At 70.0% G+C, this 23,848-nt stretch carries 24 protein-coding genes; 20 read left to right on the top strand and 4 right to left on the bottom strand.

Features of this window, described 5'->3' with window-relative positions; all coding sequences use genetic code 11:
* Positions 1 to 176: 176 nt before the first annotated feature.
* Entirely contained in the window at positions 177 to 1,781 is a 1,605-nt protein-coding gene (locus ACGFYH_RS07530; RefSeq protein WP_393802177.1) for an ABC transporter substrate-binding protein, read from the top strand.
* Between the two features lie 109 nt (positions 1,782 to 1,890).
* Here the strand turns inward: ACGFYH_RS07530 and ACGFYH_RS07525 are convergent, their stop codons facing one another.
* Together ACGFYH_RS07525 and ACGFYH_RS07520 are read right to left on the bottom strand one after the other, a co-directional pair.
* Positions 1,891 to 2,562: a response regulator gene (locus ACGFYH_RS07525; RefSeq protein WP_393802176.1), complete on the bottom strand. Its 672-nt coding sequence runs from the start codon at positions 2,560 to 2,562 to the stop codon at positions 1,891 to 1,893.
* A 14-nt stretch (positions 2,563 to 2,576) separates the two neighbouring features.
* A complete protein-coding gene (locus tag ACGFYH_RS07520; protein ID WP_393802175.1) occupies positions 2,577 to 3,599 on the bottom strand; it encodes a RecB family exonuclease in 1,023 nt (340 codons plus the stop codon).
* Positions 3,600 to 3,928: 329 nt separating this feature from the next.
* On the opposite strand from ACGFYH_RS07520, the gene ACGFYH_RS07515 reads away from it, so the two are divergent.
* From ACGFYH_RS07515 to ACGFYH_RS07505, 3 genes are all read left to right on the top strand, one after another.
* Entirely contained in the window at positions 3,929 to 5,635 is a 1,707-nt protein-coding gene (locus ACGFYH_RS07515; RefSeq protein ID WP_393802174.1) for a site-2 protease family protein, read from the top strand.
* 59 nt (positions 5,636 to 5,694) lie between these two features.
* A complete protein-coding gene (locus ACGFYH_RS07510) occupies positions 5,695 to 6,597 on the top strand; it encodes a tRNA (adenine-N1)-methyltransferase (RefSeq protein ID WP_393802173.1) in 903 nt (300 codons plus the stop codon).
* A 223-nt stretch (positions 6,598 to 6,820) separates the two neighbouring features.
* Entirely contained in the window at positions 6,821 to 7,408 is a 588-nt protein-coding gene (locus tag ACGFYH_RS07505; protein WP_393802172.1) for a hypothetical protein, read from the top strand.
* Positions 7,409 to 7,481: 73 nt separating this feature from the next.
* Here the strand turns inward: ACGFYH_RS07505 and ACGFYH_RS07500 are convergent, their stop codons facing one another.
* Positions 7,482 to 7,787: a ferredoxin gene (locus tag ACGFYH_RS07500; RefSeq protein WP_393802171.1), complete on the bottom strand. Its 306-nt coding sequence runs from the start codon at positions 7,785 to 7,787 to the stop codon at positions 7,482 to 7,484.
* A 245-nt stretch (positions 7,788 to 8,032) separates the two neighbouring features.
* Here ACGFYH_RS07500 and arc point away from each other — a divergent pair, with 245 nt between their 5' ends.
* From arc to prcA, 6 genes are all read left to right on the top strand, one after another.
* Positions 8,033 to 9,799, top strand: a complete 1,767-nt coding sequence (arc, locus tag ACGFYH_RS07495) for a proteasome ATPase (RefSeq protein WP_059299666.1) — start codon at positions 8,033 to 8,035, stop codon at positions 9,797 to 9,799.
* A gap of 231 nt (positions 9,800 to 10,030) precedes the next feature.
* Positions 10,031 to 11,542 carry a depupylase/deamidase Dop gene (dop, locus tag ACGFYH_RS07490; protein ID WP_393802170.1) on the top strand — a complete coding sequence of 504 codons (1,512 nt, stop codon included), beginning with the start codon at positions 10,031 to 10,033 and terminating at the stop codon, positions 11,540 to 11,542.
* A gap of 178 nt (positions 11,543 to 11,720) precedes the next feature.
* Positions 11,721 to 11,939, top strand: coding sequence for a ubiquitin-like protein Pup (locus ACGFYH_RS07485; RefSeq protein WP_053128307.1), 219 nt, complete (start codon positions 11,721 to 11,723; stop codon positions 11,937 to 11,939).
* A 9-nt stretch (positions 11,940 to 11,948) separates the two neighbouring features.
* Positions 11,949 to 12,539, top strand: coding sequence for an endonuclease VII domain-containing protein (locus ACGFYH_RS07480; RefSeq protein WP_393802169.1), 591 nt, complete (start codon positions 11,949 to 11,951; stop codon positions 12,537 to 12,539).
* Positions 12,491 to 13,336, top strand: a complete 846-nt coding sequence (prcB, locus tag ACGFYH_RS07475) for a proteasome subunit beta (RefSeq protein ID WP_393802168.1) — start codon at positions 12,491 to 12,493, stop codon at positions 13,334 to 13,336. The genes ACGFYH_RS07480 and prcB overlap by 49 nt, the downstream gene beginning before the upstream one ends.
* Positions 13,337 to 13,399: 63 nt before the next feature.
* The gene (gene prcA / locus ACGFYH_RS07470) at positions 13,400 to 14,164 is read left to right on the top strand and encodes a proteasome subunit alpha (protein WP_393802167.1); all 765 of its coding nucleotides are present in this window, start codon (positions 13,400 to 13,402) and stop codon (positions 14,162 to 14,164) included.
* A gap of 51 nt (positions 14,165 to 14,215) precedes the next feature.
* Here prcA and ACGFYH_RS07465 read toward each other — a convergent pair whose 3' ends face one another.
* Positions 14,216 to 15,226: a LacI family DNA-binding transcriptional regulator gene (locus tag ACGFYH_RS07465; RefSeq protein ID WP_393802166.1), complete on the bottom strand. Its 1,011-nt coding sequence runs from the start codon at positions 15,224 to 15,226 to the stop codon at positions 14,216 to 14,218.
* Between the two features lie 129 nt (positions 15,227 to 15,355).
* Between ACGFYH_RS07465 and ACGFYH_RS07460 the strand changes: the two genes are divergently transcribed.
* The 10 genes from ACGFYH_RS07460 (at position 15,356) to tatC (ending at position 23,799) form a co-directional block, all read left to right on the top strand.
* Positions 15,356 to 16,615 (top strand): MFS transporter, encoded by a 1,260-nt coding sequence (locus ACGFYH_RS07460; RefSeq protein ID WP_393802165.1) that lies wholly within the window; start codon positions 15,356 to 15,358, stop codon positions 16,613 to 16,615.
* A 9-nt stretch (positions 16,616 to 16,624) separates the two neighbouring features.
* Positions 16,625 to 17,986 (top strand): Pup--protein ligase, encoded by a 1,362-nt coding sequence (gene pafA / locus ACGFYH_RS07455; RefSeq protein WP_393802164.1) that lies wholly within the window; start codon positions 16,625 to 16,627, stop codon positions 17,984 to 17,986.
* 150 nt (positions 17,987 to 18,136) lie between these two features.
* Positions 18,137 to 19,144 carry an FKBP-type peptidyl-prolyl cis-trans isomerase gene (locus ACGFYH_RS07450; RefSeq protein ID WP_393802163.1) on the top strand — a complete coding sequence of 336 codons (1,008 nt, stop codon included), beginning with the start codon at positions 18,137 to 18,139 and terminating at the stop codon, positions 19,142 to 19,144.
* A gap of 60 nt (positions 19,145 to 19,204) precedes the next feature.
* Entirely contained in the window at positions 19,205 to 19,576 is a 372-nt protein-coding gene (locus tag ACGFYH_RS07445) for an FKBP-type peptidyl-prolyl cis-trans isomerase (protein ID WP_055416063.1), read from the top strand.
* A 137-nt stretch (positions 19,577 to 19,713) separates the two neighbouring features.
* Positions 19,714 to 20,691, top strand: a complete 978-nt coding sequence (locus tag ACGFYH_RS07440) for a helix-turn-helix transcriptional regulator (RefSeq protein WP_393802162.1) — start codon at positions 19,714 to 19,716, stop codon at positions 20,689 to 20,691.
* An 18-nt stretch (positions 20,692 to 20,709) separates the two neighbouring features.
* A complete protein-coding gene (locus ACGFYH_RS07435; protein WP_393802161.1) occupies positions 20,710 to 21,762 on the top strand; it encodes a helix-turn-helix transcriptional regulator in 1,053 nt (350 codons plus the stop codon).
* A 29-nt stretch (positions 21,763 to 21,791) separates the two neighbouring features.
* Positions 21,792 to 22,052: a hypothetical protein gene (locus tag ACGFYH_RS07430; RefSeq protein WP_393802310.1), complete on the top strand. Its 261-nt coding sequence runs from the start codon at positions 21,792 to 21,794 to the stop codon at positions 22,050 to 22,052.
* A gap of 10 nt (positions 22,053 to 22,062) precedes the next feature.
* A complete protein-coding gene (locus ACGFYH_RS07425; protein ID WP_393802160.1) occupies positions 22,063 to 22,257 on the top strand; it encodes a hypothetical protein in 195 nt (64 codons plus the stop codon).
* A 277-nt stretch (positions 22,258 to 22,534) separates the two neighbouring features.
* Positions 22,535 to 22,822 (top strand): Sec-independent protein translocase subunit TatA, encoded by a 288-nt coding sequence (gene tatA, locus ACGFYH_RS07420; RefSeq protein ID WP_393802159.1) that lies wholly within the window; start codon positions 22,535 to 22,537, stop codon positions 22,820 to 22,822.
* Positions 22,823 to 22,914: 92 nt separating this feature from the next.
* Positions 22,915 to 23,799: a twin-arginine translocase subunit TatC gene (tatC, locus tag ACGFYH_RS07415; RefSeq protein WP_393802158.1), complete on the top strand. Its 885-nt coding sequence runs from the start codon at positions 22,915 to 22,917 to the stop codon at positions 23,797 to 23,799.
* The last annotated feature ends 49 nt before the right edge of the window (positions 23,800 to 23,848 follow it).

The following is a 23,848-nucleotide window of genomic DNA, read 5'->3' as shown; positions in this document are numbered from 1 at the left end:
CGGTGTGTCCACACCCGGTTTCACTCTGTGATGAGCCCTCAGCTCCGGTGGCTGCGAGCGCCCGTGCGGGCGCGGACTAATCTCGTCGACGAGAACATCGGCCACTACCCCCGTGATCCGCCGCGACACCCCTGCATGCCGGATACACGGACCGACAGCTCTGGAGAAACTCGAGCATGAACCGCAAGACTTTGGTGCTGCCGGCCGTCGTCGGCCTGCTCGCGCCGGTGCTCGCCGCCTGCGGTGGGTCGGACAGCGGCAGCGGCGGCGGGGACCCGATCGTCGTCGGCACCACGGACCGGTTCAGCGTCTCGAAGGAGGCGCCCGCGCCGCTCGATCCGGCCTACGCCTACGACGTCGGCCTCTGGAACGTCCTGCGTCAGACCACGCAGACCCTCATGGTGCAGCCGCGCGGCGACGGGGAACCGGTGCCCGAGGCCGCAGAGAAGTGCGGGTTCACCGACACCGGAAACGAACGGTACGCGTGCACGCTGCGGGACGGTCTGCAGTTCGCCAACGGCGACCCGATCACCGCGGAAGACGTCAAGTACTCCATCGAACGCGCGCTGAACATCAAGGACGAGAACGGTGTGTTCGCACTGCTGTCGACGGTGGACACCGTCGAGACGCAGGGCGACCGCGAAGTCATCTTCCACCTCAAGACGGCTGACGCCACCTTCCCGTTCAAGCTGTCGACCCCGGTGGCGGGCATCGTCAACCCGGACCAGTACCCCAAGGACAAGCTGCGGGACGGCTGGGAACTGGACGGCTCCGGCCCCTACACCATGAAGGCCGAGGTCAAGGACAACGAGCTGACCAAGGCCGTGTTCACCAAGAACCCCAACTACAAGGGGAGTCTCAAGGTGAACAACGACAAGGTGGAGATGGTCTTCTTCGACGACGCGGAGGCCATGGGCGCCGCGATCGAGAAGGGCGACATCGACGTGATGACCCGCGCGATGACGCCCGACCAGATCCAGAGGCTCGCCAAGGCCACGGACAGCGACGTCGACCTCGTCGAGGTCTCCGGTCTCGAGATCCGCTACCTGGCCTTCAACACGACCGCGCCGACGGTGAAGGACAAGGCCGTCCGCAAGGCGATCGCCCAGCTCATCAACCGCAGCGAACTCGTCTCAGAGGTGTACGGCTCGCAGGCCGAGCCGCTGTACTCGATGGTTCCGGCCGGCATCACGGGCCACTCCAACTCGTTCTTCAACAAGTACGGCGACCCGAACCTCCAGAAGGCCAAGGCCATGCTCGAGGACGCGGGCGTCACCACGCCGGTCAAGCTGACCTTGGACTACACGACGGACCACTACGGTGCCGCCACGGAGCAGGAGTTCGAGCAGCTCCAGAAGCAGCTGAACGACAGCGGTCTGTTCGACGTCGACATCAAGGGCACGCCCTGGGACAAGTTCCGCAAGGCGGAGCTGAAGGGCAAGTACGACGTCTTCGGCATGGGCTGGTTCCCCGACTTCCCGGACGCCGACAGCTTCATCGCGCCGTTCCTCGACAGGGACAACACCCTCAACTCGCCGTACGCGAACCAGAAGATCATCAACGACCTGATCCCCCAGTCCCGGGGTGAGGCCGACCGGCTCTCCGCCGTGGACAGCCTCACCGAGATCCAGGACATCACCGCCACCGACGTCCCGTTGATCCCGCTGTGGCAGGGCAAGCAGTACGTCGCCGCCCGCGACGACGTCACGGGCACGGCCTACGTCCTCAACTCGTCCTCGACGCTCCAGCTGTGGGAGCTGGGCCGGGGCGTGAGCGACTGACACCGGCACCGGACAAGCCCGAAGGGCGCCCTCTTCTCGTCGGAAGAGGGCGCCCTTCGGCGTTACGGGGCAGCACGCGCGCGGCGACGAGCGGCCCCGCGGCGAGCGGCTACTGAGCGCCCGGACGGACCAGGCCGCTCTCGTACGCGTACACCGCGGCCTGCACCCGGTCGCGCAGTCCGAGCTTGGTCAGCACATGGCCCACGTGCGTCTTGACGGTGGTCTCGCTGACGAAGAGGTCGGCGGCGATCTCCGCGTTCGACAGCCCGCGGGCCACCAGCTTCAACACCTCGACCTCACGCTCCGTCAGCGTGTGCAGGGTGTCCGGCACCGGCTCGTCCCCGGAGGGCAGATGCGTGGCGTACTTGTCGAGCAGCCGCCGGGTGATGCTCGGCGCGAGCATCGCCTCGCCGCTCGCCACCACGCGGATCGCCTGCACCAGCTCGTTGGCGGGGGCGTCCTTGAGCAGGAAGCCGCTGGCGCCCGCCTTGAGCGCCTCCACCACGTACTCGTCGAGGTCGAACGTGGTCAGCACCAGCACCTTCGCCGGGCCGTCCCGCTCGGGCCCGGTGATCTGCCGGGTCGCCTCCACACCGTCCATCCGCGGCATGCGGATGTCCATGAGCACCACATCGGGCTGCAGCGCCCGTACCTGGTCGAGTGCCTGGAGGCCGTCTCCGGCCTCGCCGACGACCGCGAGGTCCTGCTCCGCCTCCAGAATCATCCGGAAGCCCGTGCGCAGCAGCGGCTGGTCGTCGACCAGTAGGACGCGGATGGCCACGTGAGTCTCCTTCGCTAGTCCGGCCCCATTCTGCCCTGCCCGGTGCCGCCGGAGCCGGCCGCCCTCACCGGCAGCGGATACGGCGGGGGAGTGCCGCCGAACTCCGGACAGTGCGCCTGGTGGTCGCACCAGCCGCACAGCTTGGTGGGCCGCGGCCGCCAGTCGCCGGTCTCGGTCGCCAGCCGGATCGCCTCCCACAGCGCGAGCAGCTTGCGCTCCACCCGCTCCAGGTCGGCCGGGACCGGGTCGTAGGTGAGCACGTCACCGCTGCCGAGGTAGACCAGCTGCAGGCGCCGCGGGACGACCTTCCTCAGCCGCCACACCACCAGCGCGTAGAACTTCATCTGGAACAGCGCGCCCTCCGCGTACTGCGGCCGGGGCGCCTTGCCGGTCTTGTAGTCGACGATGCGCACCTCGCCGGTGGGGGCCACGTCGACCCGGTCGATGATGCCGCGCAGCCGCAGACCGGAGTCCAGCTCTGTCTCGACGAACATCTCCCGCTCGGCGGGCTCCAGTCTGCTCGGGTCCTCCAGGGTGAACCAGCGCTCGACGAGCCGCTCCGCCTCGGTGAGCCACCGCGCCAGCCGCTCACCCTCCGGGTCGTCCGCGAACAGCTCACCGACCTCCGGCCTGCTCTCCCGCAGCCGGTCCCACTGGCCCGGGACCAGTGCCTTCGCCCGCGGTGCCGTGCGCTCGGCCGCCGGCGCGTCGAAGAGCCGCTCCAGCACCGCGTGCACCAGGGTGCCCCTGGTCGCCGCCTCGCTGGGCTTCTCCGGCAGCCGGTCGATGACCCGGAACCGGTACAGCAGCGGGCACTGCATGAAATCGCCGGCCCGGGAGGGCGAGAGCGAGGCGGGCGCTGTCGCCACGGAAGCGGGAGCGGGAGTGGGTGCCGGAGTGGGTGCGGGAACCGCGGCCGCCGTGTCCAGCGCCGTGGCCGTCGCTTCCACTGCCGCGTCCGCCCGGTCCGCCACCGTCGCCGCCGGTCCGGCGGGTCCGTCGGCGCCCTCCGCGACGTCCTCGGTACTCGTCTCCATGCCCACAGACCTTACGGCCCGCCACCGACAAGTGGCCCAGCCCGCTGCCGTGACCTCCGTGACGGACGGGAAGCACAGGGGTGCCGGGGCGGAAAGGGCCGGGACGGACGCATACCATCGACACGAGACCCTCCCGTCCGGCAGGTGGGAGACGCTTCGAACGAGGGGACACCGTGGACGTGAGCGGCGGGAGCGGGCAGCCGCGGTCCGGCAACGACGAGTCGGCCGAGCCCCAGGCGCATCCCACGGCCCCGGCCGCCGGCTCCGCACAGCCGGGCCCCGGGAGGCCGGGCCCCGAGGTGCCGGGTCGCGGGACGGCAGGTCGCGAGGTGCCGGGTTCCGCGACGCCGAGCCCCGGGACGCGACACTCCGAGACGCCGGGTCCCTCGTCATCCGGAGCCGAGACGCCGGGTTCCGAGACGCCGGGTCGTGGGACGCCGGGTTCTGCGACGCCGGGTCCCGTCACGCCGGCTTCCGAGGCGCCGCTGCCCAGGACCCCGGTGTCCCCGAGCCCGGGGGAGAGCCCCGCCGAAGCCTCCGCCGCCCACGGCGGGCCCGGCCGGGAGGGCACCCCGGACGACGCGACCGGGGACCCGGACCCGGGCGCCCATCCCGGTTCCGGCGCCGGCCCCGGTGCTCACCCCGCCCCGCAGAGCTCACCCCGTCCGGGCAGTCCTCCCGGCTCCACCCCGCCCCCCGGCGACGGCGACGGCGCCGACGGCGACACCGGCCCCTGGTCGAAGCCGCCCTCGCACGGCGACCGTCCCTCCGACGCGACCGAGGGCCCCGGGCACGCCGCTCACGGCACCGAAGCGCCACATCACCGCACCGAGGCCCACACCGGCGGCGCGGGCGGACCCGGGCGGCCGCCGCGGCGACGCCCGGAGCCCGGGGGCGGGCTCCTGATGGGCCGGCCCTTCGGCGTACCCGTGTACGTCGCCCCCAGCTGGTTCCTGGTCGCCGCCCTGATCACCTGGGTGTTCGGCGGCCAGCTCGACCGCGTGCTGCCCGAACTGGGCGCCGCCCGCTACCTGGTCTCCCTCTTCTTCGCCATCGCCTTCTACGCCTCCGTCCTCGTCCACGAGCTGGCCCACACCGTCGCCGCCCTCCGCTTCAAGCTCCCGGTGCGCCGCATCCAGCTCCAGTTCTTCGGCGGCGTCTCCGAGATCGAGAAGGAGGCCGAGACCCCCGGCCGCGAGTTCGTGCTGGCCTTCGTCGGCCCCCTGCTCTCCCTGGTCCTCGCCGGTGTCTTCTACGCCGCCCTGCTGCCCGTCGAACCCGGCACCGTCCCCGGCGTGCTGCTGGCGGGCCTGATGTTCTCCAACCTCATCGTGGCCGCCTTCAACCTGCTGCCCGGCCTCCCCCTCGACGGCGGCCGCATGCTCCGCGCCATCGTCTGGAAGATCACCGGCAAGCCGATGCACGGCACGATCGCCGCCGCCTGGATCGGCCGGGCCCTCGCCGTCTCCGTCCTGATCGGGCTTCCGCTGCTCACCCAGTCCGGCGCCCTCGGCACCGACGCCGTGGACAACGTCGGCATGGACACCGTCATGGACGCCCTGCTCGCCGCGATCCTCGCCGCGATCATCTGGACCGGCGCCGGAAACAGCCTGCGCATGGCCCGCCTGCGTGAACACCTCCCCGAGCTGCGGGCCCGCGCCCTCACCCGGCGCGCCGTCCCCGTCCCGGCCGCCACCCCGCTCTCCGAGGCCCTGCGCCGCGCCAACGCCTCCGGCGCCCGTGCCCTGGTCGTCGTCGACGGCGAGGGCACGCCCGCCTCGCTGGTCCGCGAGGCCGCCATCGTGGGCGTACCCGAGCACCGCCGCCCCTGGGTAGCGGTCAGCACCCTCGCGCAGGACCTCACCGACGGCATGCGCGTCTCCGCCGAACTGTCGGGCGAGGAACTCCTGGACGCCCTGCGCGCCAACCCGGCGACCGAATACCTGGTGGTCGAGGAGACCGGCGAGATCTACGGCGTCCTGTCCGCGGCCGACGTGGAGCGCGCCTTCGTCAAGGCCATGGCCCGCCCCTCCTGATCACCGCGGCGGACACCGGCGTGGTCGGCGCCCCCGCCCGGGACCGGTAGGCTGGTCACATGTCCGAACCGACCGGTGCCGCCCGCAGGCGCGGGCCCTTCACGGTCGGGGACCAGGTTCAGCTGACCGACCCCAAGGGCCGCCACTACACGTTCACGCTCGAGGCCGGGAAGAACTTCCACACCCACAAGGGTTCCTTCCCCCACGACGAACTGATCGGTGCTCCCGAGGGCAGCGTTGTCCGCACCACCGGGAACGTCGCCTACCTCGCGCTGCGCCCCCTGCTCCCCGACTACGTCCTGTCCATGCCCCGCGGGGCAGCCGTCGTCTATCCGAAGGACGCGGGGCAGATCCTCGCCTTCGCCGACATCTTCCCCGGCGCCCGCGTCGTGGAGGCCGGTGTGGGTTCGGGCTCCCTGAGCAGCTTCCTGCTGCGCGCAATCGGCGACCAGGGCATGCTGCACTCCTACGAGCGCCGCGAGGACTTCGCCGAGATCGCCCAGCAGAACGTGCAGCGCTACTTCGGCGGCCCGCACCCCGCCTGGCAGCTCACCGTCGGCGACCTGCAGGACAACCTGTCCGACACCGACGTCGACCGCGTCATCCTCGACATGCTCGCTCCCTGGGAGTGCCTGGAGGCCGTCTCCAAGGCCCTGGTGCCCGGCGGCATCCTGTGCTGCTACGTCGCGACCACGACCCAGCTCGCCCGCACCGTCGAGTCCATCCGCGAGATCGGCTGTTTCAACGAGCCGACCTCCTGGGAGTCGATGATCCGCAACTGGCACGTCGAGGGTCTCGCCGTCCGTCCGGACCACCGGATGATCGGACACACCGGCTTCCTGCTCACCGCCCGCCGCCTCGCCGACGGCGTCGAGCCGCCCATGCGCCGCCGCCGCCCCGCAAAGGGCGCCTACGGCGAGGACTACGACGGCCCCAACGCAGGCGGGGGCCCCGGCCGCTGAGGCGGCCCCCTGCCGCGGTCAACGTACAGACGCCGTGGTGAAGTTCCCGGACACCGCCGGAACTCCACCACGGCGTCGTCGTGTTGACGGGCACCACCCGCCACCGGTCGAGGCGGGGCAGGGCAATCCGAACGAGTACCCACCCCGCCGTTCCCTCGCACTGTGACGTGTGGCACGATGCTGGCCACCCCCACCGGCACAGCCCTCACAGGAGACACTCCTCGTGCAGCACCCCGCCGTTCCGGACCTGTCACACACGCACACCCGCCCGATCCACTGGGTCGCCACCGCCACGGCCGTCGCCGGAGTGGTCGCCCTGTCCTCGGTCCTCCAGCCCGACGCCGCGACAGCGGCCCAGACCACCGGCCAGGCGGCCGCCGGACCGAAGAGCGCGCCGGTACACATCGCGCCGCCCGACCCCGCCGCCGTGGCATTCCCCCTGGAGTGCGGCCCGGTCAAGGCCGTCGTGCAGAAGAAGGCCTCCGGAGACCTCGACGGCGACGGCCGGCCCGAGACCGTGGCCGTCGTGCACTGCGACGCGCCCATGGGCACGCCGCCCGACGGGGCGTACGTCATCACGCGGGACGCCCACGGCGGCAGGCCCCGGGTCGTGGCCACCCTGGTGGACCCGAAGGAGCGCCGCACGGCCACCGCACTGTCGGTGCGCGACGGCGTCGTCCGCGCCACACTTCTCGGCTACTCGTCGGCCGACGTGCCCAGTTGCTGCCCCGATCTCACCGACGACGTGAAGTGGCGGTGGAAGGACGGCGCGTTCATCAGCGACACGCCCTCACAGGCGCGCAGCGTGTGACGGCGATGCCGGGGCAGACGGTGTGCCACACCGAGTGGCAGTCACGGAACGTGCGCGGTGCATCACGATTTGGTCACTCTGAGTCCGGACCGTAGACCTCGGCCCTGTCCGAAACGCGACGTACGTGGATGCACTCGCCCGGACACTCCTTCGCGGAGTCGACCACGTCCGTGAGAAGCGGCAGCGGCACGGGTGTTGTCGCTCCCCTGGCCTGCAGCAGCTCGTCGTCCCCGCCCTTGACGTAGGCCAGACCGTCGATGTCCAGCTCGAACACCTCGGGCGCGTACTGGGCGCAGATGCCGTCGCCGGTACACAGGTCCTGGTCGATCCAGACCTCCAGAGCCCCGCCGTCGACTCCGGCCTCCTGCTGCACGCTCATCTCTCCTGCCGTTTCCTGCGTCGAGCCGCTCGGGAATCCGGCCAGCTCTGACGGGTGTTGAACACTCCGACCCTACCCTCGCCTGGGTTCCACTCACGTTCGGTGGGTATTCCCCTGGCGTGAGGGAGAGCGCAAGGGTGAAGATCGGACACACCCCGACAGTCTTTGTGATCTAGGGGTTTCAATCGACACCCACCCAGGTAGGGTCTGGAAGCGTCCAGCTCCCCTTGGAGGAGGTGAGGACCGTGGCAGCCCACGACGACGACATGAACCGCGGCATCCGCCCGGGACGCGGGTCCGAGGACCCGGCCGGGCAGGTGGCCTACCTTGAGCAGGAGATCGCCGTCCTGCGACGCAAGCTCGCCGAATCACCGCGACACACGAGAATCCTCGAAGAGCGGATCGTCGAACTGCAGACCAACCTGGCCGGCGTGTCCGCCCAGAACGAGCGACTCGCCGGAACGCTCCGCGAGGCCCGCGACCAGATCGTGGCCCTCAAGGAGGAGGTCGACCGGCTGGCCCAGCCACCGGCCGGCTTCGGCGTCTTCCTGCAGGCCAACGAGGACGGCACCGCCGACATCTTCACCGGCGGCCGCAAACTCCGGGTGAACGTCAGCCCGAGCGTCGAGCTCGACGAGCTCAGGCGCGGCCAGGAAGTGATGCTCAACGAAGCACTCAACGTGGTCGAGGCCATGGAGTACGAGAGCGTCGGCGACATCGTCACCCTCAAGGAGATCCTGGAGGACGGCGAGCGCGCCCTCGTGCTCGGGCACACCGACGAGGAGAGAGTGGTACGGCTCGCCGAACCGCTGCGCGGCCTCACCATCAGGCCCGGCGACGCCCTCCTGCTCGAACCCCGCTCCGGCTACGTCTACGAGGTCGTTCCCAAGAGCGAGGTCGAGGAACTCGTCCTCGAAGAGGTCCCCGACATCGGATACGAGCAGATCGGCGGCCTCGGCGGACAGATCGAGGCCATCCGCGACGCGGTCGAGCTCCCCTATCTCTACCCCGACCTGTTCCGGGAACACGAGCTCCGTCCGCCCAAGGGCGTCCTGCTCTACGGCCCCCCCGGATGCGGCAAGACGCTCATCGCCAAGGCGGTCGCCAACTCGCTGGCCAAGAAGGTCGCCGAGGTGACCGGCCAGGCCGCCGGCAAGAGCTTCTTCCTCAACATCAAGGGCCCCGAGCTCCTCAACAAGTACGTCGGCGAGACCGAGCGGCAGATCCGCCTGGTCTTCCAGCGGGCCCGGGAAAAGGCCAGCGAGGGCACACCCGTCATCGTCTTCTTCGACGAGATGGAATCCCTCTTCCGAACCCGCGGCTCCGGTGTCAGCTCGGACGTGGAGAACACCATCGTCCCGCAGCTGCTCGCCGAGATCGACGGTGTGGAGGGCCTGCAGAACGTGGTCGTGATCGGTGCCTCCAACCGCGAGGACATGATCGACCCCGCCATCCTGCGGCCCGGCCGGCTCGACGTGAAGATCAAGATCGAGCGTCCGGACGCCGAGGCGGCCAAGGACATCTTCGGCAAGTACCTCACCGAACGCCTCCCGCTCCACTCCGACGACCTCGCGGAGCACGAGAAGGACAAGGCGGCCACCGTTCAGAGCATGATCCAGACGGCGGTGGAACACATGTACGCCGAATCCGAGGAGAACCGCTTCCTGGAGGTCACCTACGCCAACGGCGACAAGGAAGTTCTCTATTTCAAGGACTTCAATTCCGGCGCCATGATCGAGAACATCGTGGGCCGCGCCAAGAAAATGGCGATCAAGGACTTCCTCGACAAGAACCAGAAGGGCCTTCGCGTCTCCCACCTGCTCCAGGCCTGCGTGGACGAGTTCAAGGAGAACGAGGACCTGCCCAACACCACCAACCCGGACGACTGGGCCCGCATCTCCGGAAAGAAGGGCGAACGGATCGTGTACATCCGTACGCTCGTCACCGGAAAGCAGGGCGCGGACACCGGACGCTCCATCGACACGGTGGCGAACACCGGTCAGTACCTGTAAAAGGCGGGGCGGCTGCGGGTGCCCTCAGCGGGTACCCGCAGCCGACTGCTTTCCGGAGCCCCGGTGGAGCAAGGCAATGACGCAAATGATCTCCCCGCCAGCGCATTGGCGTTCTAGGCTCTTCCGTACCGCCGAGTCGCGCACTGCGGGGACGGGCACCGCACACGCATCGGAGCGCCAGCGGTACTTGAGCGGCGCCCACTACGGGCGCCGCCGGGCAAGGAGGGCCGCATGACCGTACGGCGAGTAATGGGTATCGAGACCGAGTACGGGATCTCCGTCCCCGGCCACCCGAACGCCAATGCCATGCTCACCTCGTCCCAGATCGTCAACGCCTACGCGGCGGCGATGCACCGGGCCCGCCGGGCCCGCTGGGACTTCGAGGAGGAGAACCCGCTCCGGGACGCGCGAGGCTTCGACCTCGCCCGCGAGGCCGCCGACAACAGCCAGCTCACCGACGAGGACATCGGCCTCGCCAACGTGATCCTCACCAACGGAGCACGGCTCTACGTCGACCACGCCCACCCCGAGTACAGCGCTCCCGAGGTCACCAACCCGCGCGACGCCGTCCTGTGGGACAAGGCCGGCGAGCGCATCATGGCCGAGGCCGCCGACCGGGCCGCCCAGCTGCCCGGTGCCCAGCCGATCCACCTCTACAAGAACAACACCGACAACAAGGGCGCCTCCTACGGCACGCACGAGAACTACCTGATGAAGCGGGAGACCGCCTTCTCGGACATCGTGCGCCACCTGACGCCCTTCTTCGTCTCCCGACAGGTCTTCACCGGCGCCGGCCGCGTCGGCATCGGCCAGGACGGCCACGAACACGGCTTCCAGCTCAGCCAGCGCGCGGACTACTTCGAAGTCGAGGTGGGCCTCGAGACGACGCTGAAGCGCCCCATCATCAACACGCGCGACGAACCGCACGCCGACGCCGAGAAGTACCGGCGGCTGCACGTGATCATCGGCGACGCGAACCTGTCGGAGATCTCGACCTACCTCAAGCTGGGCACGACGGCCCTGGTCCTGTCCATGATCGAGGACGGCTTCATCGCCGTCGACCTGGCCGTGGACCAGCCGGTGCGCACCCTGCACCAGGTCTCCCACGACCCGACGCTCAAGCACCTCGTCACCCTGCGCAGCGGCCGCACACTGACCGCCGTGCAGCTCCAGATGGAGTACTACGAGCTGGCCCGCAAATACGTCGAGGAACGGTACGGCTCGGACGCCGACGACCAGACCAAGGATGTCCTGGGCCGCTGGGAGGACACCCTCAACCGGCTCGAGAACGACCCCATGAGCCTCGCCGGCGAGCTGGACTGGGTCGCCAAGCGGGAACTCATGGAGGGCTACCGGCGCCGCGACGACCTGGACTGGGACGCCGCCCGGCTGCACCTCGTCGACCTCCAGTACGCCGACGTACGACCCGACAAGGGCCTCTACAACCGTCTCGTGGACCGCGGCCGCATCAAGCGGCTGCTGGACGAGAACGAGGTCGAGCGGGCCCGTACGAAGCCGCCGGAGGACACTCGCGCGTACTTCCGCGGGCGCTGTCTTGAGCAGTACGCGGACGACGTCGCGGCGGCCTCCTGGGACTCCGTGATCTTCGATCTGCCGGGCCGGGACTCGCTCCAGCGGGTCCCAACCCTGGAACCGCTTCGCGGAACGCGTAATCACGTCAAGGAGCTCCTGGACCGCTGCCGCACCGCGGACGACCTGGTCAGGATCCTGTCCGGCGGGTGAGCGGCCCGAGCGGGCACCGGGGAGCAGACGGCCGGAGAGGGTGGAAAATCCCGGGTCCGGGAATCATGGAGATGGTCCCCGTACGTTGGAGGAAGTGCGGGGCCGATGTCGGACCCGGCTTGTAGGGTCTGATCTTGACCGAGCAACTGTGTCGGGCGAACCGAGCGGGGTGAGGGTTATGGCGACCAAGGACACCGGCGGCGGACAGCAGAAGGCCACACGGTCCACCGAGGAGGTCGAGGAGCAGGCGCAGGACGCGCAGGCCTCCGAGGACCTCAAGGAACGCCAGGAGAAGCTGAACGACGACGTGGACTCCGTCCTGGACGAGATCGACGACGTCTTGGAGGAGAACGCGGAGGATTTCGTTCGATCGTTTGTTCAAAAGGGTGGACAGTAGTTCGCATACATGAACGATCCGGACTCGAAGAAGTGCTCGACGTGTCAGAGGGTGCTTCAGGCCGGCGCATTCGCGAGCAATCGGTCGCGGCCCGACGGGCTACAGACCACCTGCCGCGAATGCGCCGCCGAGTACTACAGGCGTCGGCAGGAAGCTCGGGGCAGGACGGTCCGCGTCAAAGTCCCGGTTCCGCCGGGTCACAAGCGCTGTCCACAGTGCGAAGAGGCGAAACCGCACTCCGGGTGGGAGCGCAACAAGTCCTCCTCGGGCGGCTGGTCCAGCTATTGCCGTGAGTGTCGTGCCGAGCGGAACCGCACGGGCTATTTCAAGCGCAAGTACGGCCTTGCTCCTGCGGAGTTGGATGCGATGGTCACAGAGCAGCGGGGGGTCTGTTGCATCTGCCTCGCGGCTTCCGCCGAACATGTGGATCACTGCCACGAGACGGGTAGGGTCCGTGGCGTACTGTGCTTCAGCTGCAACGCTGCGCTGGGGCAGTTCAAGGACCGGCCCGATGCCATAAGACGGGCTGCCGCTTACGTGGAAGGAATCGCGTGGAAGCCAACACTCGTAGCACCGGGCGTCTACCGGCTGCCTTCCTGACGCCCGGGTCCTCCTCCTTCATGGACTTCCTCGGTGAGCACCAGCCGGACATGCTCCCGGGCAACCGGCAGCTGCCGCCGGTGCAGGGCGTCATCGAGGCACCGCACGGCACCACGATCGTGGCGGTCACGTTCCCCGGTGGTGTCGTCCTCGCCGGTGACCGGCGGGCCACCATGGGCAACATGATCGCCCAACGGGACATCGAGAAGGTCTTCCCGGCCGACGAGTACTCGGCGGTGGGCATCGCCGGCACGGCGGGTCTGGCCGTGGAGATGGTGAAGCTGTTCCAGCTGGAGCTGGAGCACTTCGAGAAGGTCGAGGGGGCGCAGCTGTCCCTGGAGGGCAAGGCGAACCGCCTGTCGACCATGATCCGGTCGAACCTGGGCATGGCGATGCAGGGGCTGGCCGTGGTGCCGCTCTTCGCCGGGTACGACGTGGACCGTGGCAGGGGCCGCATCTTCTCGTACGACGTGACGGGCGGGCGCTCCGAGGAGCGGAACTACGCGACCACCGGGTCGGGCTCGGTCTTCGCGCGCGGCGCGATGAAGAAGCTGTTCCGTGACGACCTGACCGAGGCGGAGGCCACGACCCTCGTGGTCCAGGCGTTGTACGACGCGGCTGACGACGACTCGGCGACCGGTGGTCCCGATGTCGCCCGCCGGATCTACCCGATCATCACTGTGATCACCGAGGACGGCTTCCGCCGGCTCGACGACGACGAATCCGCGGAGCTGGCCCGCTCGGTCCTGGAGCGCAGGCTGGAGCAGCCCGACGGTCCGCGGGCCGCGCTGCTGTAGCGCCGGCCGTTGTTCGAGTTGTCAGGTGGTCCAGTGTTTTCTCCAGAAAGGGACGGATAACCGGTGTCGACGCCGTTCTACGTATCTCCCCAGCAGGCGATGGCCGACCGGGCGGAGTACGCCCGCAAGGGCATCGCCCGTGGTCGCAGCCTGGTCGTGCTGCAGTATGCCGACGGCATCGTGTTCGTCGGTGAGAACCCGTCCCGTGCGCTGCACAAGTTCAGCGAGATCTACGACCGGATCGGCTTCGCGGCCGCCGGCAAGTACAACGAGTACGAGAACCTGCGGATCGGCGGCGTGCGCTACGCCGACCTGCGTGGCTACACATACGACCGTGACGACGTGACGGCGCGTGGTCTGGCCAACGTCTACGCCCAGACGCTGGGCACGATCTTCTCCAGCCAGGCCGAGAAGCCGTACGAGGTGGAGCTGGTCGTCGCGGAGGTCGGTGAGGGCCCCGAGAGCGACCAGATCTACCGGCTGCCGCACGACGGCTCCATCGTCGACGAGCACGGCTCGGTGGCGGTCGGGGGCAACGCGGAGCAGATCAGCGGGTACCTGGACCAGCGGCACCGGGACGGCATGACGCTGGCCGAGGCGCTGAAGCTGGCGGTGCAGGCGTTGTCCCGCGACACGAACGGCAGTGAGCGGGAGATTCCGGCGGAGCGGCTGGAGGTCGCGGTTCTGGACCGTACCCGTCCGCAGCAGCGGAAGTTCAAGCGGATCGTGGGCGGTCAGCTGTCACGGCTGCTGGACGCGGGTGCGGGTGCCGATGTCGCCAAGAGGCCCGAGGCGGACGAGGACGGCACCGGGGCGGACGGGGAGTAGGAGGGGCCGGGGCTGTCCGGGCCCTCCCTCCTCCCTCAGACTCCGCCCGGCTCACCTCGGCGGTGCCGTGGAGCCCCGTACCACCAGGGTCACCGGCAGGTCCCCCTTTTCGGGGGATCTGCCGTCCAGGACCGCCAGCAGCGCCCGCATGCCCCGCTCGCCGAAGGCCTCCGCGTCGAGGCGGACCGTGGTGAGCTCGGGGTCGATGGCCGTGGCCAGGCCGAGGTCGTCCAGGCCGGTGACGGACAGGTCGTCGGGGACGCGGAGCCCGGCCCGCCGCACCGCCTTGTACGCGCCGGCCGCCAGTTTGTCGTCGTCGCAGACCAGCGCTGTGGGCCGGGGTCCGGGAGCGGCGAGCGCGGCCTCCGTGGCCGTACGGGCGCCGTCGATCGAGATGGGCGCCCGGATCGTGCGGAGGTCGGTGCCGGGGGCGCTGGCCAGCCGTGCCGCCAGTTCACGGGCGCGAACCTCGAAGGTCCAGGACGGGATGTCCGCCGCGAGGTGGAGAAAGCTGCGGTGGCCCAGGGCGAGCAGGTGCTCGGTGACCTGGCGGATGCCGTCGGTGATGTCCAGGTTGACCGTGGCGGCGCCGAGGCTGCCCTCGGGGTCGCTGTCCAGCATGACCAGGGGGAGCTGGTCGCCCCGGATGGCGGAGAGGGCGTCGGCGGCCATGGAGGACGCGATGACGCCGTCCAGTGCGGCCTGTGCGGAGGCGAAGGGGTCCCTGGCCGGGCCCACGCCCTCGGGGGAGGGGTAGAGCACCACGCCGAAGCCGTGCTCGGCGGCGACCCGTGCGGCGCCCGTGTACACCTCCGCGAAGAACTCCGTGGTCAGCGCGGGGACGACCAGCAGGACCGTGCGGGTGCGGCCCAGCCGGAGGTTGCGCGCGGCGAGGTTGGGGCGGTAGCCCAGTTCGAGCGCGGCTTCGCGGACTCGCCGGGCCGTCGGCTCCGACACGCGGCCTCGCCACTTGTCGCCGAGCACCAGGGAGACCGCCGCCTGGGAGACACCGGCGGCCTGGGCGACGTCCCGGCTCGTGGGGCGGGTGCTGCCTCGTGCCACCGTTCGCCTGCGCTTTCGTCTGGACTGCTGGACAGGCGACATGGTACGTATGACACAGGTAGTTATACGTACAACGTCATGGGACGTTCCAGAGAAGGCCGTGAGCCTCACCGGAGAAGGGGGTGGATCGTGGTCGCCGGATATCTGGACATTCTCCGGGCGCGGCATGCCGTACGGCTGCTCGTCGGCACGCTCGTCGGGAGGCTGCCCAACGCCACCGCGGCGATCGCGATCGTGTTGTTCGTGCGGGCCGAGGGCGGCTCGTACAGCCTCGCGGGAGCGCTTGCCGCCGTGTACGGCGTCGCCAACGCCGTGGGGCAGCCCGTACTGGGGCGGCTCGTCGACCTGTACGGACAGCCGCGGGTGCAGTTGCCGGCCGCGGTGCTGTCGGCGCTGGCCATGGCCGCGTTCGCCTTCGCCGGTACCGGGGCGGCCGTGCTCGCGTACGTGGCCGTCGCAGCCGCCGGGCTGTTCACGCCGCCGCTGGAGGGTGGGCTGCGGGCGCTGTGGCCGAGTGTGCTCCGCAAGGAGGGCCAGGTGCACACGGCGTACGCCATGGACGCCGTGGCGCAGGAGGTCATGTTCACCGTCGGCCCGCTGCTGGTGACGGTGTGCGTGTCGCTGTGGTCGCCCCGGGCGGCCCTGCTCCTGCTCAACGGCCTCGGTGTGCTGGGCGCGCTCTCCGTGGTCGTGTCGCCCCCTTCGCGCGCGTGGCGGTCGGCACCCCGTGAGGCGCACTGGCTCGGTGCGCTGCGTTCGGGCGGGCTGCTGGCGCTGCTTGGCTCCTTCCTGTTCATCGGGATGGCGCTCGGGTCCATCACCGTCGCCTCCGTGCCGTACGCCGACGAGCACGGCGGTGACGCCGTCTACGGGTGGCTGATGGCCGCTCTGGGGCTCGGCGCGCTGGCCGGGGGAGCCGTCTACGGGGCGCGGCAGTGGTCCGGTGAACCGGCCCGGAGACTGCGGGTGCTGGTGGCCCTGCTGGCGGTGTGTTACCTGCCGCTGACTCTGATGCCGGGCGCGGCCGCCATGGTGCTGCTCACCGTCCTCGCGGGCGTCTTCCTCGCGCCGTGCATCACCTGTGCGTTCGTCCTCGTCGATCTGCACGCGCCGCGCGGCACGGTGACGGAGGCGTTCTCGTGGCTGGTGACGACCTTCACCGTGGGCGCCTCGGTGGGCACGGGTCTCGCGGGGCCCGTCGTGGAGCACGGCGGGGCCCTGTGGGGCTTCGTCCTGCCCGGGGCGGCGGGGTGCGTCTCCCTGCTCGTGCTGGCGTGCACCGGGCGGGTCCTCGCAGCTCCCGCGCGGGGAGAGGTGATTGCGGCTTCATCGGAAAATGATCCAAACCGTGCCGTCGAACCCCGTTTCAGTTCGGGTCATCAGGCGTAATGTTCAGTCATGGACCGCCGCATTTTCGGGCTGGAGAACGAGTACGGCGTCACGTGCACGTTCAGGGGACAGCGCCGCCTGTCGCCTGACGAGGTGGCGCGGTACCTCTTCCGCCGTGTCGTGTCATGGGGCCGCAGCAGCAATGTCTTTCTGCGCAACGGGGCCCGCCTGTATCTCGACGTGGGATCACATCCGGAATACGCCACACCCGAATGTGACAATGTGACCGAACTCGTCACCCACGACAAGGCGGGCGAGCGCATTCTCGAAGGACTCCTGGTGGACGCCGAACGACGCCTGCACGAGGAGGGAATCGCGGGCGACGTCTACCTCTTCAAGAACAACACCGACTCCGCCGGCAACTCCTACGGCTGCCACGAGAATTACCTCGTGGCCCGGCACGGGGAGTTCTCGCGGCTCGCGGACATTCTCATTCCGTTCCTGGTGACCAGGCAGCTGCTGTGCGGTGCCGGCAAGGTGCTGCAGACGCCGCGCGGTGCCGTGTACTGCGTCAGCCAGCGGGCCGAGCACATCTGGGAGGGCGTCTCCTCGGCGACCACCCGCTCCCGGCCCATCATCAACACGCGCGACGAGCCGCACGCCGACGCCGAGCGCTACCGGCGCCTGCACGTCATCGTGGGCGACTCGAACATGTCCGAGACGACCATGCTGCTCAAGGTCGGCGCCACCGACCTGGTGCTGCGCATGATCGAGGCGGGCACGGTGATGCGCGATCTCACCCTGGAGAACCCGATCCGGGCGATCCGCGAGGTCAGCCACGACATCACGGGGCGCCGCAAGGTGCGCCTGGCCAGTGGCCGGGAGGCGTCCGCGCTGGAGGTGCAGCGGGAGTACTACGAGAAGGCCGTGGACTTCTGCGAGCGCCGCGGCATCCGCACCGGCACCGTCGAGCGGGTGCTGGAACTGTGGGGCCGCACCCTGGACGCCATCGAGGCCGAGGACCTCGACCGCATCGACACAGAGATCGACTGGGTCATGAAGTACAAGCTCATCGAGCGGTACCGGGCCAAGCACAACATGACCATGTCGCACCCGCGGGTCGCGCAGATAGACCTCGCCTACCACGACATCCACCGCCGGCGTGGTCTGTACTACCTGCTCGAGAAGAAGGGCCAGGCCGCCAGGGTCGCCAACGACTTGAAGATCTTCGAGGGCAAGTCCGTTCCGCCGCAGACCACTCGGGCCCGGCTGCGCGGCGACTTCATCCGGCGGGCCCAGGAACAGCGCCGGGACTTCACCGTCGACTGGGTCCACCTCAAGCTCAACGACCAGGCGCAGCGCACGGTGTTGTGCAAGGACCCGTTCCGGTCGGTGGACGACCGGGTGGAGAAGCTGATCGCCGGAATGTGATCCGGACGGGGTGAGACACGCGTCTTCGCACGGAAGGGCGGAACGCCACACGGGCACCGTACGTTAGCCGTGCGGTGCCCTTCTCACGCCGTAGAGTTGCGCGCACGCCAGCAAGCAGGACCGACCCGATACCGATACGAGGCCCCCACCGTGCGCCGACGCTCCCTCCTCATCGCCGTCCCCGCGGGACTGGTCACGCTCGCCGCCTGTGGTGACGACGACGACTCCGGCTCATCGAGCAACGCGAGCGACAGCGCTTCGCCCGAGGCGTCGGCCACCTCGGCACCGCCGCCGCCGAAGATCGTCGACGGTCCGCTGCCGGCGATCACCGCGGGGACGAAGTTCGGCGAGAAGCCGACCGTCGCCAAGGGCAGCGGCGAGCCCTCCAAGGACCTCGCGGTCAAGACGGTCGTCGCCGGCGGCGGCAGGGCCGTCGCGGAGAACGACTTCCTCTCGGCTGACTACCTCGGCCAGGTCTGGCAGAGCGCGAAGGTCTTCGACAACTCCTACGACCGCAAGACCCCCCTGATCATCCAGCTCGCCCAGGGCAGCATCATCGACGGCTGGCGGTACGCGCTCACCGGCAAGAAGACCGGCAGCCGCGTCGAGTTCTCCGTCCCGCCCGCCTGGGGATACGGCGAGCAGGGCAACGAGCAGGCGGGCATCAAGGGCGACGACACGCTGGTCTTCGTGGTCGACATCAAGGACACCTTCAACGCCAGGAGCAGCGCCGAGGGCAGCAAGGTCCCCCAGGACGACGCCGCCCTGCCGAAGGTCGGCACCAACACCGACGGCAAGGCGCCCTCCATCGACGTGCCGGAGGCCGACGCGCCGAAGAAGCTCGTGGCGGAGTACGTCCTGGAGGGCGACGGCGCCGAGGTCGGTGCCCAGGACAGCGTGCTCGTGCAGTACGAGGGCGTGTTGTGGGACGGCGGCAAGGAGTTCGACTCGACGTACGGCAGGAAGCAGCTGACGTCGTTCTCGCTCCAGCAGGTCGTCAAGGGCTGGGCGCAGGGTCTGACGGGCAAGAAGGTCGGCAGCCGCGTCCTCATCGTCATCCCGCCCAACCTGGGGTACGGCGACAGCCCGCCGGAGGGCAGCGGCATCGAGAAGGACTCCACACTCGTCTTCTCCGTCGACATCCTCGCGAAGATGTGACGCCTCGGGGATGTAAGACTTGGACCGTTGCCTTTTCGTAGACAAGCAGGAGCTGAACACGTGAGCATCGACAAGCCCGAGGTCGACTTCCCGGGCGGCGAGCCCCCGGCGGACCTCGAGATCAAGGACATCTGGGAGGGCGACGGTCCGGTTGCGCAGGCCGGTCAGACCGTGACCGTCCACTACGTGGGCGTGGCCTTCAGCACGGGCGAGGAGTTCGACGCCAGCTGGAACCGCGGTACGCCGTTCCGCTTCCCGCTCGGTGGCGGCCGTGTCATCGCGGGCTGGGACCAGGGCGTGCAGGGCATGAAGGTCGGCGGCCGACGTCAGCTGACCGTCCCGGCCCACCTCGCCTACGGCGACCAGAGCCCGACCCCGGCGATCAAGCCCGGCGAGACGCTGATCTTCGTGGTCGATCTGCTCGGAGTCTGACCGACGTCCGAACGGACGGCGATCAGAGCCGGTCATCCGGGGTCCATGCCTGTCCGGGCATGGGCCCTCGGCTTTTGCCGCGCCACCGCGGGACGGTACGGTCATCCGTCGTAAGCACCACAGGGAGAAGGGCGTCGATGGCCATTGCCAAGGCCGAGCGGCTGATGAACCTGGCGCTGTGTCTGCTCGGGACACGGCGGCCACTCAGCAAGCGCGAGCTGCGCGATTCGATCGAGGCCTACGTCGAGACCGTCGGACCGGGCCAGAGGGCGGCGGGCTCCGACGACTCCTTCAACCGCATGTTCGAGCGCGACAAGGACGACCTGCGCGAACTCGGACTGGTCATCGAGACCGTGGAGAGCCTCGACGGAGAGATCGGCTACCTGGCCCGCCGGGACAGCAACCGGCTGCCGCCCATCACCCTGGACGCCGAGGAGGCCGCCGCGCTCGGGCTCGCCGCCAAGGTGTGGCAGCAGGCGCGCCTCGCCGGCGCCGCGAGCGGCGCGCTGCAGAAGCTGCGCGCGGCCGGACTGCCCGAGGACGTCGACCCGTACGAGGCGCACAGCGCGCTGGAGCCCCGCATCCCCGTGCACGAGGCGGCCTTCGAGCCGCTGATGCTGGCCTGCCGCGACCGCCGGCCGGTCCTCTTCGACTACCGCAAGGCCAACGCGGCCCAGCCCGGGCCCCGGCACGTGGAGCCCTGGGCGCTGGAGTGCTGGCGCGGCCACTGGTACCTGGCGGGCTTCGACCGCGACCGCGGCGCCGAGCGGGTCTTCCGGCTGTCCCGGATCACCGGGAAGGTCCGCTCGCGCGGTGCGCGGTTCACCGCGCCCGTCCCCGACGTCGTCACCGTCCGGGAGACGGTCGCGAGCTGGGCGGGGGAGACCGCCGACCGCTCCGCGCGGATCCGGCTGCGTAGGGGCGCGGGGTACCCCCTTCGGGCGAAGGCCACCGGGATGCGGGAACTAGGCGACGGCTGGGACGAGTTGGAAATTCCGTACGGGCACGGACTGGACGCCTGGCTGGTGGAGTTCGGGCCGGACGTGGTGGTGCTGGAGCCCGCGGAGCTGCGTGCGGACGTGGTGGACCGGCTGCGTGCCGTGGCCAAGGGCTGAGGGGGAGCGGACAACACAGTGGCAGGCAAACCGGTCAGGCCAGTGAACGCCATCGACCAGACCCGACGGATGCTGTCCCTGGTGACGTATCTGCGCGAGCGACCAGGCGCCAGGGTCGAGGACGTCGCGCGGGCCTTCGGCATCACCGAGGACGAGCTGGTCTCCGACCTCGACGTGCTCCCCATGTGCGGAACCAGCTTCCGCGGCGGTGATCTGCTCGACATCGACACCGACGGCGAGCGCATCTGGTGGCACAACCCCGCCGCCCTCGGCGCGGACGCCGCCGAGCCGCTGCGGCTCGCCGCCGACGAGGCCACCGCGCTGCTCGTCGCCGCCCGCGCGGTGGCGACCCTGCCCGGTCTGCGCGAGAGCGACCGCCAGGCGCTGCTGCGGGCCACGGCCAAGGTGGAGACCTCGGCCGGCGAGGCCGCGGGCGCCAGCTCGCGCCTGTCCGTCACCTTCGAGTCGGAGGGCGGCGTCTTCGCCGACGTCGACCGGGCCATCTCGGAGCGCCGCCGGCTGTGGATCCGCTACTACTCACCGGCCCGCGACGAGGTCACCGAGCGCGAGATCGACCCCATCAGGCTGGTCAGCGTCGGGCACACGTACGTGGAGGCCTGGTGCCGCCGCTCGGAGGCCCGGCGCACCTTCCGGCTCGACCGGGTCGCCGAGATCCGCATCCTGGACGAGCCCTCCGCACCGCCCGAGGTGGAGCTGCGGGACCTGTCGGAGGGGCTGGTGCAGCCCGCCGCCGAGGACCCCGAGGTCGTCGTGGAGGTCGGCCCCGGCGGGCGCTGGGTCGCCGAGTACTACCCGCACGACAGCGCGGACGAACTGCCCGACGGCGGCCTGCGTATCACCCTGCGCACCCCCGACCCGACCTCCCTGCGGCGGCTGGCGTTGCGGCTCGGGCGCGACGGCCGGATCGTCTCCCCGTCCGCGCTCGCCGACAGCGCCCGCAGGGCCGCCCGCGAGGCGCTGGCCGCCTACGACGGGATCGAGGCGGCCGGGGCGCACGGCGGCGGGACCGAGACGGTCGGGCAGCACGACAGGCAGGAGCTGGGACTGTGAGCGAGCCCCTGGGGCCGGGACTGCCGGGCATGACCGCGGCGTCCGCGTTCGCCGGCATGAGACGCGTGTCGCCGGTCTTGTTCAAGGCGGGCTGCCCGGACTGCCGGGGCCGCTTCGAACTCGCCGCGAGCGCCCTGCGCCTGGCCATCGGCGCCACGAGCCGCACCACCTTCTACTCCTTCACCTGCCCCGAGTGCGGGTCCGCCGTGCGCAAGCCGGCGGGGGAGCGGGTCGTGGAGCTGCTCACCGGGGGCGGGGTCAGGACCCTGCGGCTGCACTCCACCGTCTAGTCTCGACGTCATGTTCTGGCCGATGTTCGCGGTTGCCGTGGGTTTTCTGGGTCTCGCCGTCCTCACGGTGTTCGCCGTGAAGGTGTTCGTGGAGGCGCAGCGCCTCGGTCGGCAGGTGACGGACTCCGCCGACCGGATCAGCCGGGCCGCGGAGGACCTGGAGCGCGCGACCGAGAGCGCCGCCCGTGCCGTGGACACCTTGTGACCGTCCGGGGCCCGGCGCCGGGCCGCGTCGGTGACCGGACGCACCGGTGTGACTCGCGTGGGGGGCGCTTCGCCCTGTCACCTCACGGGTCACGGGCGGTACGCTGCTGGTCGCGGCCAGGAAAACGAGGCCCGGTCGCGGACGGGAGTACGCACGGGGATTGCCTCACGTTTACCCCCGAGCGTTACGATCGCTGCACAAGACGATCGGTCGGACGTGCGTCCGACCGGTCGGACAGCACCCCCACCCAGCCGCCTCGGTGAGAAGGTAAAGACTTATGTTCGGAAGGCTCGGCGCCCCCGAGATCATTCTCATCCTCGTCGTCATCATCCTGCTGTTCGGCGCGAAGAAGCTTCCGGACATGGCGCGGTCGCTCGGAAAGTCGGCGCGCATCCTCAAGAGCGAGGCCAAGGCCATGAAGAGCGAGGGCAAGTCCGACGAGGCCGCCCCCGCCGACCCGCCGACCCCCGAGCAGTCCGCTGCGCAGCGCACCATCCAGGCCGCTCCCGGCGACGTGACCAGCTCCCGCCCGGTCACCGAGCCGACGGACACGACCAAGCGCTGACGCAGGGCCGGTGACCTCCGGCCTGCCGCACGAGATGGGAACGTGGGTTGCCGAAGCCTGCCCGCAAGAAAGAGAAGGATCCCGAGGGGCGGATGCCCCTCGTGGAGCACCTGCGTGAGCTGCGCAACCGGCTTGCGAAGGGCATGCTGGCGATCACGGTCGTCACCGTGGTGGCCGCGTTCTACAGCCAGCAGCTGATGAGCTTCCTCATGGACCCCGTGCCGCGCTGCACCGACGGTCTGGGCGAGTCCACCGGTGGCGCCTGCGCCGTCATCGCCTACACCGACCTGCTGTCCCCCTTCACCACGACGGTGAAGGTGTGCCTGATGGCGGGCATCGTCGTCTCCAGCCCGTTCTGGCTGTACCAGCTCTGGGCCTTCGTGGCCCCGGGCCTGCACCGGCACGAGCGGCGCTACACGTACTGGTTCGTGGGCGCGGCCGTACCCCTTTTCGTGGGCGGTGGCTGGCTCGCGTACACGATCATGCCCATCAGCATGCGCGTGCTGCTGGGGATCACGCCCGAGGGTTCGGCGAACATCCTGCCGATGGACAAGATCCTGGACTTCATCGTCCGGATGATCCTGATCTTCGGCGGCGCCTTCGAGCTGCCGCTGGTCCTGGTCATGCTCAATCTCGCCGGCGCGGTGACCGGCCGCCGGATGATGGGCTGGTGGCGCGGCGTCGTCATGGGCGTCTTCGTCTTCGGTGCCGTGGCGACACCCACCACCGACCCCATCGGCATGATCGCCCTCGCCGGGCCGATCGTCGTCCTGTACTTCCTGGCGGTCGGCTTCGCCCTGCTCAACGACAGGCGCCGCGCTCGCGCCGACCGCGACACCGCCCTGGACGACGACGAGGCGTCGAGTCTGGACCTCACTCCCGAGCCCATCGGCGGGGTCGAGTCCGTGACCACCGCCCGCGCCCTGCCCGAGCAGGCCACCAGGGACCGGGTCAACGGCTACGACGACGTGACCTGAGCACCGCCCGGACCGTGACGGCGGGCGTAGGCGCTCCCGCGGAGCCTCC

The sequence above is a fragment of the Streptomyces sp. NPDC048392 genome (assembly GCF_043200575.1).
GTDB lineage: Bacteria > Actinomycetota > Actinomycetes > Streptomycetales > Streptomycetaceae > Streptomyces.
This window is presented reverse-complemented; position numbering and strand designations above follow the sequence as displayed.

Excerpts from the sequence above, each read along its gene's own strand:
- ACGFYH_RS07485 (WP_053128307.1), top strand. The coding sequence starts at position 11,721 with ATGGCGACCAAGGACACCGGCGGCGGACAGCAGAAGGCCACACGGTCC.
- ACGFYH_RS07430 (WP_393802310.1), top strand. The coding sequence starts at position 21,792 with ATGACCGCGGCGTCCGCGTTCGCCGGCATGAGACGCGTGTCGCCGGTC.
- ACGFYH_RS07480 (WP_393802169.1), top strand. The coding sequence starts at position 11,949 with ATGAACGATCCGGACTCGAAGAAGTGCTCGACGTGTCAGAGGGTGCTT.
- ACGFYH_RS07520 (WP_393802175.1), bottom strand. The coding sequence starts at position 3,599 with ATGGAGACGAGTACCGAGGACGTCGCGGAGGGCGCCGACGGACCCGCC.
- tatA (WP_393802159.1), top strand. The coding sequence starts at position 22,535 with ATGTTCGGAAGGCTCGGCGCCCCCGAGATCATTCTCATCCTCGTCGTC.
- ACGFYH_RS07500 (WP_393802171.1), bottom strand. The coding sequence starts at position 7,787 with ATGAGCGTGCAGCAGGAGGCCGGAGTCGACGGCGGGGCTCTGGAGGTC.
- ACGFYH_RS07440 (WP_393802162.1), top strand. The coding sequence starts at position 19,714 with ATGGCCATTGCCAAGGCCGAGCGGCTGATGAACCTGGCGCTGTGTCTG.
- ACGFYH_RS07425 (WP_393802160.1), top strand. The coding sequence starts at position 22,063 with ATGTTCTGGCCGATGTTCGCGGTTGCCGTGGGTTTTCTGGGTCTCGCC.
- ACGFYH_RS07510 (WP_393802173.1), top strand. The coding sequence starts at position 5,695 with ATGTCCGAACCGACCGGTGCCGCCCGCAGGCGCGGGCCCTTCACGGTC.
- dop (WP_393802170.1), top strand. The coding sequence starts at position 10,031 with ATGACCGTACGGCGAGTAATGGGTATCGAGACCGAGTACGGGATCTCC.
- pafA (WP_393802164.1), top strand. The coding sequence starts at position 16,625 with ATGGACCGCCGCATTTTCGGGCTGGAGAACGAGTACGGCGTCACGTGC.
- ACGFYH_RS07530 (WP_393802177.1), top strand. The coding sequence starts at position 177 with ATGAACCGCAAGACTTTGGTGCTGCCGGCCGTCGTCGGCCTGCTCGCG.
- tatC (WP_393802158.1), top strand. The coding sequence starts at position 22,915 with ATGCCCCTCGTGGAGCACCTGCGTGAGCTGCGCAACCGGCTTGCGAAG.